At 43.9% G+C, this 12,142-nt stretch carries 14 protein-coding genes; 8 read left to right on the top strand and 6 right to left on the bottom strand.

Annotated elements, in window-relative coordinates; translation table 11 throughout:
* Nucleotides 1-20 precede the first annotated feature (20 nt).
* Nucleotides 21-218, top strand: coding sequence for a hypothetical protein (locus PHI74_06290; protein MDD5485616.1), 198 nt, complete (start codon nucleotides 21-23; stop codon nucleotides 216-218).
* Nucleotides 219-638: 420 nt separating this feature from the next.
* Here the strand turns inward: PHI74_06290 and PHI74_06285 are convergent, their stop codons facing one another.
* The 3 genes from PHI74_06285 to PHI74_06275 all read right to left on the bottom strand — a co-directional run bounded on the left by PHI74_06285 (nucleotide 639) and on the right by PHI74_06275 (nucleotide 2,927).
* Nucleotides 639-1,676: a hypothetical protein gene (locus PHI74_06285; protein ID MDD5485615.1), complete on the bottom strand. Its 1,038-nt coding sequence runs from the start codon at nucleotides 1,674-1,676 to the stop codon at nucleotides 639-641.
* A 64-nt stretch (nucleotides 1,677-1,740) separates the two neighbouring features.
* Nucleotides 1,741-1,899 carry a hypothetical protein gene (locus PHI74_06280; protein MDD5485614.1) on the bottom strand — a complete coding sequence of 53 codons (159 nt, stop codon included), beginning with the start codon at nucleotides 1,897-1,899 and terminating at the stop codon, nucleotides 1,741-1,743.
* 8 nt (nucleotides 1,900-1,907) lie between these two features.
* A complete protein-coding gene (locus PHI74_06275) occupies nucleotides 1,908-2,927 on the bottom strand; it encodes a hypothetical protein (protein MDD5485613.1) in 1,020 nt (339 codons plus the stop codon).
* Nucleotides 2,928-3,093: 166 nt separating this feature from the next.
* Here PHI74_06275 and PHI74_06270 point away from each other — a divergent pair, with 166 nt between their 5' ends.
* The 6 genes from PHI74_06270 (at nucleotide 3,094) to PHI74_06245 (ending at nucleotide 9,368) form a co-directional block, all read left to right on the top strand.
* Entirely contained in the window at nucleotides 3,094-4,203 is a 1,110-nt protein-coding gene (locus PHI74_06270; protein MDD5485612.1) for an ATP-grasp domain-containing protein, read from the top strand.
* Nucleotides 4,204-4,427: 224 nt separating this feature from the next.
* A complete protein-coding gene (locus tag PHI74_06265; GenBank protein ID MDD5485611.1) occupies nucleotides 4,428-4,673 on the top strand; it encodes a DUF357 domain-containing protein in 246 nt (81 codons plus the stop codon).
* Between the two features lie 229 nt (nucleotides 4,674-4,902).
* Nucleotides 4,903-5,499: a cation transporter gene (locus PHI74_06260; protein ID MDD5485610.1), complete on the top strand. Its 597-nt coding sequence runs from the start codon at nucleotides 4,903-4,905 to the stop codon at nucleotides 5,497-5,499.
* 206 nt (nucleotides 5,500-5,705) lie between these two features.
* Nucleotides 5,706-6,650 (top strand): ribose 1,5-bisphosphate isomerase, encoded by a 945-nt coding sequence (locus PHI74_06255; protein MDD5485609.1) that lies wholly within the window; start codon nucleotides 5,706-5,708, stop codon nucleotides 6,648-6,650.
* The gene (locus PHI74_06250) at nucleotides 6,638-7,858 is read left to right on the top strand and encodes a RuBisCO large subunit C-terminal-like domain-containing protein (GenBank protein MDD5485608.1); all 1,221 of its coding nucleotides are present in this window, start codon (nucleotides 6,638-6,640) and stop codon (nucleotides 7,856-7,858) included. The genes PHI74_06255 and PHI74_06250 overlap by 13 nt, the downstream gene beginning before the upstream one ends.
* Nucleotides 7,848-9,368, top strand: a complete 1,521-nt coding sequence (locus PHI74_06245) for an AMP phosphorylase (GenBank protein MDD5485607.1) — start codon at nucleotides 7,848-7,850, stop codon at nucleotides 9,366-9,368. The genes PHI74_06250 and PHI74_06245 overlap by 11 nt, the downstream gene beginning before the upstream one ends.
* 218 nt (nucleotides 9,369-9,586) lie before the next feature.
* Here PHI74_06245 and PHI74_06240 read toward each other — a convergent pair whose 3' ends face one another.
* A complete protein-coding gene (locus tag PHI74_06240) occupies nucleotides 9,587-10,171 on the bottom strand; it encodes a hypothetical protein (protein MDD5485606.1) in 585 nt (194 codons plus the stop codon).
* Nucleotides 10,172-10,242: 71 nt separating this feature from the next.
* On the opposite strand from PHI74_06240, the gene PHI74_06235 reads away from it, so the two are divergent.
* On the top strand, nucleotides 10,243-10,575 hold the full coding sequence (locus PHI74_06235) for a hypothetical protein (protein ID MDD5485605.1): 333 nt from the start codon (nucleotides 10,243-10,245) through the stop codon (nucleotides 10,573-10,575).
* A 554-nt stretch (nucleotides 10,576-11,129) separates the two neighbouring features.
* Here PHI74_06235 and PHI74_06230 read toward each other — a convergent pair.
* Both PHI74_06230 and PHI74_06225 read right to left on the bottom strand, forming a co-directional pair.
* A complete protein-coding gene (locus PHI74_06230; protein ID MDD5485604.1) occupies nucleotides 11,130-11,387 on the bottom strand; it encodes a hypothetical protein in 258 nt (85 codons plus the stop codon).
* 142 nt (nucleotides 11,388-11,529) lie between these two features.
* The gene (locus PHI74_06225; GenBank protein MDD5485603.1) at nucleotides 11,530-11,919 is read right to left on the bottom strand and encodes a hypothetical protein; all 390 of its coding nucleotides are present in this window, start codon (nucleotides 11,917-11,919) and stop codon (nucleotides 11,530-11,532) included.
* Nucleotides 11,920-12,142: the final 223 nt, after the last annotated feature.

The raw sequence follows: 12,142 nt of genomic DNA, 5'->3' as shown, positions 1-12,142 counted from the left end.
GGCAATAGAGAGATCGTTAAATGGCAGGCAAAAAGAGATTAAGAATACTACTGGAACATAATATTGAGCATAATAAAAGCCATATAAACAAATTAAGAGAAATAGCAGAAGAAGGCAGAGAACTCAAGATATTGAATGAATTAGAGCTAGCTATAGATTATGCTGAAAAATCTAACAATAAATTGGAGATTGCGCTTGAGAAGATCAAGAGCAGTTAAATTAAAAAATACTAATCTATTTCAAGATGGTTAATAGTCTTTTTGCTTGGTTGATATCTTTTTGTTGGCTCCTTCAATCTGGATTCATACGCTATTTATGCCAGGAGCTAGACCTCCTGGCTCATCAGGTACCTAAACATTTTTTGATGCCCTTTGGGGCGATATATTTCGGTAGATAACTCTGGGTTACTAGAAATTTTATTATAAATTAAAAAGTGTTAGATTCTCTGGCACTCTACTTTTGATCTCCTCGTTTTTCAATCCTTGCTTCATTAGACTTTTTGCAATATTACTCTCTATCAAGCACTTCCATAGTTCCAGATCCGTGAGAAACGCCTTTTTCCAAGACCAAATAAATCCTAGACATAACACAAAAAATGCATTTAGCTGAGGTATTTTTTGTTTGTGCAATAACTTATATTACTCCAGTGGCACCTTGAACTCCCAAGGACCTTCCATGTCGCCGAAGCTGGTGATGATAAAGGTAAGCTTTTTAGCATCGCTGGGCACTGGGTCAAGGTGTCCCTCATAGTGTCCCCATGTTAGTTTTATCCCGTTCTCGTGAATACCAATACCAGAATATCCCGCGTCCTTGGTGAAGCCGTCTACGTCATACTGGGCATGGACAGGAACCATGTATGGGGGTGGTGTGGGAATAGGAGGGCCTTGAGGTTGAGTGGGGCTGTAGCTTGGCGGAATGGTAAAGGCATAGAAGCTTACCCCCATCGCCGATAGCTCGACCCACTCCAAGGTGATAGTAATGTCGTTCAACGTCTGAGACTGGTTTACATCGATAGTCTTATTCATAGCTCCCTGAGGGAACTGAATCAGCACCTTGGCTATGGTACCAAAATCGAGTCCAGTTTTTTGGGGTGGGTTTGCTTTAGTGACAGTGATGTTCTTGGCATCGATGTAGTACCAGCCCGTTGATACCTGTTCACCACTATCTTCTCGCTGGTCCCATGCTAAGGTATGGCTCATTACCTTGCCAGGTCCTAGCTCTAGCTCTTGGGCACCAGGTACAAACGAGCGAACTATTTCATGCGTTCTGGGCGATGTGACCTGTATTTCTGGAGGAAACGGGCTCAACGTAATCGACTCTAGTATTGTATTGGTAAACGAGAACTCAATCTCAACTGGCTCTCCGGGTAGATAGTAAGGTTGTGAGGGCTTCGCCTCTATATTCAGCGGGGGCTGAGGAGTTGGTCTCGGTAGTGGTGCAATGGCAGGCGTGGGGACAGGTGGCGGGACCGGTGTTGGTACTGGTGTTATTGTGGGAGTAGCTTCAACCCTTTTGACTGGTGTAGAAGTTGGAGTGGGTGTAGATGTCTGAGTTGGAGTTGGAACCGGAGTGGGCATCGGTGTTGGAGTTGGAGTGACTGCCTTCTCTCCAACACACCCTGAAAAAGCACATGTAATCAAAGCCAAAAAAAGCAAAATGGCCACTGCTTTTTTCATTTTAATTGACCTCCCTGATCCCCTATGATAATCCCTATGTATCCTCACATTATTAAAACAATGGTTAATCAACGATTAGCTCAGTCTCCTCCAATACCACAGTCCATTCGCCCATCCTCTCATTGAACTCCCAGATAACCCTATAATCCTTGGCTCGGAATCCAAACTTAAGAGGACTATGTGAGGAATTGCCGTCGCAAAGCTCATCTTGCCACATTTCCATAGCTTGGATTACTCCAGTGGCACCTTGAACTCCCAGGGACCCTCCCAGTCACCGAGCTTGGTTATGGTGAAGACAAGCTCTTTAGCATCGCTGGGCACCGGGTCAAGGTAATCCCAAGTATGCTGCATTCCATTTTCGAGAAAACGAATTCCAGAAGGACCCGTCTTCTTCACGGGGATGCCATCCAAGCTGTACTCGGCCTCTGCATGGATCATGAGTTGAGGCGGGGGCAGCATCGGACCTTGAGGCAGACCATAATCTGGTGGCGTATTGAATGCATAGACTGTCATTCCCGTAGCGGTCATTTCCACCCGATTCAAAACAAAAGTGATTCCAGCTACCGTTTGGGATTGATTTATCTCGATTGTCTTCTCCATCACGCCCTGTGGTGGCAGGATGAGCACCCTGGTGGCCCAGCCACGTACTGACCCCTCCACTGTTTCTGAGAGTTTTCTGCTGACGACAGTCACTTCAACTCCATACCACCCGAAGTCCACCTGCTGCCCGTCATCATCCCGCTGGTCCCAGACAAAATCATAAGTTATCGTCTCCCCAGGTTCCAATTGGATCTTCTTGGCACCAGCCTGGAACGAGCAAATTATGTCATCGGGGGAGGCTACATTGGGCCGCTCAATGTTGATTTTCGGAGGAAATGGACTCATTATGCGAGGTTCTGACGCTTCGTTGGTAAAGGATAGCGTGATATCAACTTTCTCATCACTCGCACAGGTAATGGGCTCGACTGATCCAAACCTCACAACTCTCGTAGGTCCTGGAGCTGGAAGGGGTAATGGTGTTGCCTCTAATGTTGGCTTAGGGGTGGGGGATGGTGTTGGTGCAGGTATTGATGCTGGAGTGGGTGGCAGTGTTGATACGGAAGTAGGGGCTAGTGTTGGAGTAGGCGTAGGAGCAGTTTCAACTCTCGGGGACTGAATCGGAGTTGGCTTAACTGCCCCCTCTTCGACACATCCTGCAAAAACACATGTGATCAAAGTCAACAAAAAGATAACAGCAACCATCTTTTTCATTTTAATTTATCTCTCCCGTGCTCTCTTAATCGTCTATTAATTTCAAGCCTCTTAATATATTGTCAAAGTAGTTGCCCATAAGTAGAAATCACTAAACAAGCAAAACAAGGGTCTGACCGTTACCCAATAGGAACTAATAAATGCCCATCAAGACAAATAGTGATCTGTGACTGACCCATCTAAAAATAAGTTTTTTGGAAAGAAGTTACTGCTAATAGGGCTGTCCACAAGGCAGATGGCAGAGTCCGCTATTAAGAGCAACTATAATTTCATCACTCTCGACTATTTTGGAGACCTTGACCAAAAGAGGATATGCGAGAATCATTCACTTTTTCATCGGGAAATTTTCGATCCGAATGATCTTTTTCTGGCATCACAGGACTTGGACTTTGATGCTATCGTTTATTCCTCGCCCTTTGAAAACCACCCCCAGATAATCAAGGAATTTGAGAGAGAGTGCATTGTTATCGGAAACAGCTCAAAAACCGTTTCAGGGGTGAGAGACTGGATCACTTTTTTTGATTTTCTGTCAAGGGAGGGGATTGATTATCCTGAGACTATCTTTGATGTTAAAAATGTTCACGGAAGTTACCTGTTAAAGCCACTCAAAGGCAGTGGTGGCACCCAAATAAAGACATACAAAAAAAGCTCCAAAATCAAAAAGTCATTTTTTTTACAGAAGTATCTAAAAGGAAAATATTGCTCTGCCTCTTTCATTTCCGACGGTGCCAATAGTGAAGTCCTAGCTGTTAACGAGCAGTTGGTGGGCAAAGAGGAGTTCGGTGCCAAAAAATTCTGGTACTGCGGTAATATTACGCCTTTAAAGGAGGTGCAGAAGATCAACGAAATATGCAGTCAGATCACAAAAAGGTTTGGGCTGAAAGGCAGCAATGGCATTGATTTCATATTGAGGGATGGCAAGATCTATGTCTTAGAGGTGAACCCTAGATTCCAGGCATCAATGGGCATCATCGAGAATGCTTATGATATAAACCTCTTTGATTTACATGTGAGGTCCTTCTGCGGTGAATTGCCACATTTTGAAGGAGAGGCTACAAAAACTTGGGGGAATGCCATCCTCTATGCTGAGAAGGATATCATCTTGCCAGATACCAGCAAGTGGATTGGCAAGTTTAAGGATATTCCGCATCCGGGTGAAAGGATCGATAAAGGACAGCCCATCTGTTCGATCCTGGCATCTGGAGCAGATAAAGAGGAATGTTGGAATAGATTGGTTGAACAGGCAAATAATCTGAAGGATGAGTTATATCAATGATTCTTTTTATGTTTTTTAGGTAGTATGCTCATCCTTTATTTGACCCCAGCTCTAGGATGCTATGAAATTTACTTAGAAAATAGGCTGATCAAAAATGGAAGTGACTCATCTGAGAAGGGCAATCACCGACAAAACAGGTACACCTTATCAGCCGTATAACACCACGCAACAAAGGAAAATATACTCACCCATAAACCTTAAACTAACTGAGTGAGTGATAGAATATGGAATTTATGCTTGAAAGCGAGCTCTCTGAGGAGATCGAAAAATGGACCTGCAAGCTTGATGAGATACTCCCAACAACCAAACCCTGTGATGAGGAAGGTAAAAGCCTCCTAGAAGATATCCTAGCATATCGCAAAGACTCGGAGTACTTTCTTGAGAAGGGGGATCTCATAAAAAGTTTTGAATGTTTGATATGGGCTTGGGCGTTGCTCGAGATTGGCAAGAAACTCAGATATCTGAAGTAAATTCAGGCACCTTTCTTAATAAATCTCTCCGACGAGCCGACATACATAGATTTTTGAGATATTGATTGTAGCTAAACCAGAGAAGGATGAACAAAGAGGTTCAAAAAGGGTACCATAACACAATCCCTTGATGAAGTCAATGATAGGGTAGTAATAAAACAGTAAGAATCTTTTTAGAGGGATTAGATATAAGTAGTCAGACAAAATTCCACCTTTGGAGTCACTATCCATGGATAGTCAGTATAATAAAGCGTTGCATTTGGAGTACTTTACAGTCATATACAACATTATAGAGGCGATCGCTTCAATTACTTTTGGAAGTCTTGCAAACAGTATTGCTTTAGTTGGTTTCGGATTGGACAGTATCGTTGAATCGCTTTCGGGTTTTGTCCTGATCTGGAGACTGCAAAAACATAATAAGCTTACGCCAGAAGAGGAGGAAAAAATTGAAAAAAGAGCAACAAGGTTTGTTGGTATAACTTTTTTGGTATTGGCTGCTTATGTTCTATTTGAGTCAATTAAAAAGATAGTAACAAAAGAAATTCCTGATCCTTCACTAGCAGGAATCATAATTGCACTTATGTCAATAGTTATAATGCCCATTCTCGGATTAAAGAAAAGGAAGATTGGCATACAGCTAAATTTGAAATCTTTGATTGCCGATTCAAAGGAGACTTTTGTTTGCTCTACATTATCTGTCGCATTACTTTTGGGTTTAGCAGGCAGATATTTCTTTAATTTTTGGTATGCTGACCCAATTGTGGGCTTGATAATCGTGTTTTACCTCGTAAGAGAAGGAAAAGAGTTACTAATTGAAGAAGACTGATTTTAGAATAGTTCGACTTCGACTAACGGCTTATTACCTTCGTCCGTCCATCAATCCACCTTGCCACAAATCCAGAGATTGTTATTAATGCCGCGAATTTGAATAATAAGCTGGTCACATATAAAATTAGAATAAAGAAAAATTACTTCAACAAAAAAAATAACTGGCAAAAAAGGTTAAATGCCCTTGTTCTTACATAAGAGTGAATGAAGAAAATAGTCCTTCCGGATGAGTTTAACGAGAACGCAAAGAAAATTCACACAATGCGCATTAGAGGGGCGGGAAAGATCGCGAGGTTTGCTGCCGAAACAATAAAAGAGCTTGCTGAAAGTTACGATGAAGATGATTTAGAAGAGCTCAAAAAACTATTAACAGAAGGGGCAAGAGCACTGCTGAATACGAGACCAACCGCGATATCGCTGAGAAATGCCCTACGCTTGACCCTCCAAGGATCGAGCGGGAAGACTGTGAACGAATTTAAAGAAAGCGTAAAGAGTGAAGCGGATAAGTTCATTAAAAATTCATTGAAGGCCGTTGAGACAATCGGAATTTATGGCTCGAAAAGGATTGAAGATTCTGATACCCTACTGACACACTGTAATAGTTCCGCCTCTCTTGCGGCGATCCTACAAGCACACAAAGATGGAAAAAAGATCAGGACATTCGCCACAGAGACTAGACCCTGGAATCAAGGCTATTTGACGGCAAAGGAGCTAGCAAAGAATGGTGTTGATGTCACCCTGATCGTAGACTCTGCCGTGAGGTATATCATCGAAGATGAAGATATAAAGTCTGTGTTCGTAGGTGCAGACACCGTCTGCTCTAATGGCGCGGTGATTAACAAGATCGGAACATCGCAGATCGCACTGGCTGCTCATGAGGCAAGGATTCCGTTCTACGTCTGTGCAGAGATATACAAATTCTCCCCTGAGAGTTTGAGAGGTGAACTCGTTCAAATTGAGGAAAGAGATGTGAGTGAGATTGTAAACCCAAAAAAATTTTCCAAGGTGAAGTTCCGCAACCCTGTATTTGACGCCACACCAGCAGAGTACATAGATGCCATAATCACCGAGAAGGGGGTAATTGCACCTCATGCCGCTTATGATTTAATTGAGAAAGAATTTAGGGAGATGAGCGAATGGAGTTTGTAGAATGCACCTATTATGTCGAGAGCTCTCTGCCAATAGAGAAAGCTGCAAGGGCTATTGCAGCAGAGCAGTCAACTGGCACATGGACAGACATCTCAACCAAGGAAAAAGAGGTAGATGAACGATTAGGTGCGAGGGTCCTTGAGATTGACGGCTCGAAGGTGAAGATCGAATTTCCAATTGATTTGTTCGAGGTCTATAACATACCCCAGTTCCTTGCCACCGTTGCTGGCAACCTCTTTGGTTTGGGGGCACTCAAAAATGTCAGACTCCTCGACATCAAGCTTCCAAAAAGCTTTGTAAGGGAATTTAAAGGCCCCCGCTTTGGTATAGAGGGGGTACGGAAAAAGGTTGGAACGGTGAGTGAGGGGAGAGCGCACGTAGGAACCATCATCAAGCCCAAGGTAGGTCTCAGCCCTAAAGAAACTGCAGAAGTCGCTTATAATGCCGGCATAGGGGGATGTGACCTAATAAAGGATGATGAGACCCTGACCGATCAGGCATTCTGCCCCATGGTGGAAAGATTGGAGAATGTCATGGAAAGGCTCGACAAGATAAAGGAGGAAAGTGATAGGACGGTTCTTTACGCAGTGAACATTACCGTTGGAGCAGAAGAGATACTTGAGCGTGCAGACCTAGCAATGGAACACGGAGCGAACATGCTTATGATTGATGTTCTGACCGCTGGTTTCTCTGCACTCAAGACCTTGAGAGAGGATAAGTCTGTAAACCTCCCGATACATGTGCACAGAACGATGCATGGTGCAATTACGAGGAATAAAAAACACGGCATAGCGATGCTCCCCTTGGCGGTTCTTGTTAGGCTGTGCGGTGGGGACCAGCTGCATACAGGAACAGCCACAGGCAAAATGGAGAGGGACATTGAAGGCGTAAAGGAGATCAATGACTTCCTAAAGAGCGACTGGCATGGTTTCAAGAATGTCTTTCCCGTTGCATCGGGTGGCCTTCACCCAGGCTTAGTGCCCTATGAGATTAACGCTTTTGGAAACGATGTAGTTTTACAGGCTGGTGGAGGCATCCATGGTCATCCAGATGGGACGATCGCAGGTGCTAAGGCAATGCGCCAAGCGGTTGATGCAGCAAGGAAAAATATTCCATTGGAGAAGTATGCATTAGAGCATCCAGAGCTTATGAGGGCACTTGAGAAGTGGGGAAGAACAATTGAGTGGAGTGAGCTTTATGGAAAATAAAGCCCCTTACAAGGTGAAAAGGATAGACATTCTCAAGGGAGCGCATGAGGTGCTATTAAACAAAGAGGATGCAGAGGAGTTAGGATTGCGTACTCAAGATAGGGTAAAGGTAGTCCATGGTAAAGGGGAAAGCCAGTCAGCAGTGGTTAACATTACTGATACATTGGTTAGCAAAGGAGAGGCGGGAGCTTTTATCGAATTGTGGAGGGATTTGAAGGAGGGGGAAAAAGTTCATATCGTTCCCACATCTCGCCCGGCCTCCATAGACTTTGTCAGGAAAAAGATCTACGGCAATGCTTGGAGCCAAGAGGAGATCAATACAATCGTTGAGGATATTGCGTTGGGCAAACTTTCAGATATTGAGCTTGCCGCCTACACTACAGCAGTTCAGATAAATGGAATGAGCATGGATGAGATTACCTGGCTTACAACGGCCATGGTCAGAACAGGCGAAACACTGGAATGGGAAAGCTCTCCGATTCTCGATGTTCATAGCATAGGAGGCGTACCTGGAAACAAGTATGCGCCAATCACGGTTTCAATTGTCGCTGCTAATGGGCTCACAATCCCGAAAACATCATCGAGGGCAATAAGTTCTGCTGCCGGCACCGCTGACATTATGGAAGTGGTGTGTAATGTGGAGCATGGTGGGCAATCAATTAAAAGGATTGCACAAAAAGTTGGTGGAGCGTTGGTGTGGGGGGGTGGAATGAACCTTGCACCGGTAGATGATGCCATAATTAGGGTCGAATACCCACTATCCCTTGATCCCCATGGGCAGGTTTTAGCATCTGTTATGGCAAAGAAAAAGGCCGTTGGGGCAGAGTACTGTGTCATAGATATCCCCATGGGAGAGGGGGCAAAGATCACAACAAGCGAGGAGGCAAAGTCACTAGCTAGAGATTTCATAATACTCGGGGAACGTATAGGTGTGAAAACAAGGTGTGCTATCACCTATGGAGGGCAACCTGTCGGAAGGGCAGTCGGCCCAGCCTTGGAAATTCGGGAGGTTCTGTCAGTCCTTGAAGGAGCGAAAGAGCCGAACAGTCTCATTGAGAAGGCATTGAGTCTCGCAGGGATACTTCTTGAGCTTGGAGGAATGGCACGCCCAGATAGAGGACTAGAGCTTGCGAAGAAAACTTTGGAGTCAGGGAAGGCTTTGAAGAAGTTCAAGGAGATTATCGAGGCCCAGGGTGGAGATCCAGATATAAAGGCCGAGGATATCATGCCTGGAAAGTACACTTATGAATTGCCCTCGCCAAAGGATGGCTATATTGAGGCAATAAACAACAGAGCGATCGTCAAGATTGCAAGGTCAGCAGGCTCTCCAAAAGATAAAGGGGCAGGGATCGTGTTAGGATTCAAAAAGGGTGAAGGGGCCGAAAAAGGGGAGGCTTTACTCACAATCTACGCTGAGAACAAGAGAAAGCTCGATGATGCAAAGACACTCGCCAGCAAACTCCAGCCAATAAGAGTTGAAGGGATGATTTTAGGAGAGGTTGTTGGGTAAATCGATAAAGGGGTATCATCCTTTTATTAGTTTCAATCCTTGTTTTATTAGGCTTTTTTTGCAATTGGAAGCAAGCCAAGGCTCAGGGAAGAGCGCCCCTTGGTGTCGCTTGGAACGAGTGGTTAGGCAAAATATCGCCTTAACTGAAAGATAAATCTCTGCCCCTTATTATGCTGGCTTTGAATGAGCCTTGAGAGGGATAATGAGTCTTGATCCCTCTATGATGGAAGTTTAGAGAGGCCCAGTTTGGCGTTGCCAGCAACCAGATCATCCTCATCCTGCGCCAGCTCTGTCAATATGGACCGACAGCGTTCGTCGCGAAGCTCACACAGAAAGATCATAACGTAGGAACGCTTTCGGCTGGAGCGATCGCGCAGACGCTCCGACAGCGTGGCTATAAGTGCATCAGATCCTTTCGAAAAGGCAAGCGTATCAAGGAACGGACGTTTGCCATGGCGAGCGGCGAATCCCAGTTCCTCGGCCAGCCAATCAGCCAGGCTTGATCCGATTTTATTGTTTGGAGTCGTGTCTGCAAGTGCTTTGACAAGGGCGTTCATCACGGTAGCGGAGACACCGCTAACTTCGGGCAACTGTATCAGACGCTCCAATTGCAAAACCAGCTCCTGCAAGGCCTCCGCGCAAATGAGTGTCCGTTTGCCGTTCAAGTACAGGTCCGCCAACTGCTGGAATATGGTATCCCTCTCTTTCGACGATATACCCTCCTTGTGGGAGCGGGCTTTCAGTTTCGCCAGTTTCTGCTCTTCACTACTTCTCTTTTTGAATAGCCAATCAAATATCCTCATTTTAGCCTCCTTGCCAGAGTTTACATTTTTTACAAAATGCCTAACCATTGATTTTTATGCCATTGTATTGGTTGCAAAATTCTACCGCCTTGTTGCCACCTTGTCAACCCAGGCTTGAACTTAATAGCTTTGACAATACCACCCACATACCAGCACTGACCATTGATACGGAGCTAATCCGCTATAAGTGGGCAGCCGTTCCAGGGACTTTCCCCGACTACGAGAAGCTGACACCGACGGAGTTTAACCTCTCCGCTCACTTCGACACTATTGAGGCGGTCAAGGCCATTGGCTCTCTGAGAGTCCTGGCCGACAGCAAGGCGTACCCGATTGACCTTGACATCGGCAACGGCATTTCAATCCCACTATGGTCTGATTTTAGCTTTGTTCTATCTTTTATTTAATATCCTTTCAGCTTCATTTCAATCCCACTATGGTCTGATTTTAGCCAAGAAGGCCTTTATTGACATAGTTATCCTCCCAGTTATTTCAATCCCACTATGGTCTGATTTTAGCTTTTTGTTTAAACTCTTTTGGAGTTTCCTGAATTTGATTTCAATCCTCGTTTTATTAGACTTTTTGCAACTTCTTAAAGATATGCCTTGTTGTTTCCATTGCGAATGGGGTTTCAATCCTTATTTTATTAGACTTTTTCACAAACCTGGCTAAGGAGAGTTTCGACGGTTCTGTTTAAAATGCAGTGGTGGAAAGATATTGTCCTAGGGACATATAATCTCGTTTAAATGACAAACTAGAAAGTCTACAGTACAACCCCTATAACGCTTCTCTTAGATAACTAATCCATCCCAACACCACACCATAGAAGCAGTGGCATTATTTGATGTTGATTGTTTATTTAAAATGAAATTACTTTTTCGAATGGTATTACTTTCATTAGCGGCTTTAAATTGATGTTTGTTAGTTCACGTATAACCATTTCTCAAAATTTCTTCTTCGGTTACTTCCATACAATTGCCACAGTATCCAGCATCGGCACACACCCACCACAGCACTCCATTTCTGTCTTGAAGAACCATGTATTTGTTCTTACATTTTGGACGGAATTTATTTTCTGTAAATTTTTAGTTGTAGAACTTGAAATAACTCTAGGGTGCACAAAATGCACCTTCAGCGTCGTTTCCACTTTTAAAACGTTGAAATGACCTGAGGATTCGACCTGTTCACCCATCATGCTCTCAGCATTGCTGCCCAGCATTGCATAAACGGAACCAGGCTGATCCCTTTTGGGCGTTCAAAGCCAACTGGACAGGACACATCACATCGTTACAAAAGCCTGACCAACCACAACTGGCATATGCTAATCCACCCAGAAACGATGGACTACATTAGAATCACAGTTATTTAAAATTTTCAACAGTAACTTCCACTATATTCTGACCGGCAATTGCTACTATATCATCAATACCCTTTCTGGCAAAGACGTGCATTAGTCCCATTACCTCATATTGACCGTTTTCTAAATCGGTTGTATCCCAGTTGGTGGGGAAATTCTGTTCCTTATCGTCTGACTCACCAATCTTAATCCAAGTATTCGTGTTCTTCTTGCGATAGTACCAGGGATTGGTTACCTTCACGACTGGTCCAGGGATATCCAAAGATTTTAACTCCTTTTGTAGCAAGTCCTCATCAAAATATTCTCGCAGTAAAACATTTCCAGAATAGATTTTCAAACCCCTTGAAGGAACAATATAGTGTGGCCCCCAATCGTATGACATAAGCACCTCCATTTAAACTATTCATTTAGTTCTTGCTAATAAGCTTTATCATCGTATTACAAGATTGAAGGCTTCTCCCATTATCGATGAAACCCAAAAAGACCATGTCCTAATGTATAGACAGAGTTAACATAAGAAGTACAAATAGAATGATGCAGTAAATATCATATTTTTTCTTAATTGTTAGGTTGATTTCTCAAATAGCATTTTAAGAGCTCTTCATAATCAAATTGTA

This window comes from Methanocellales archaeon, assembly GCA_028715985.1.
Taxonomy (GTDB): domain Archaea; phylum Halobacteriota; class UBA148; order UBA148; family UBA148; genus UBA148.
Note: the sequence above shows the minus strand (reverse complement) of the source record. Positions and strands in the feature narration are given on the sequence as shown.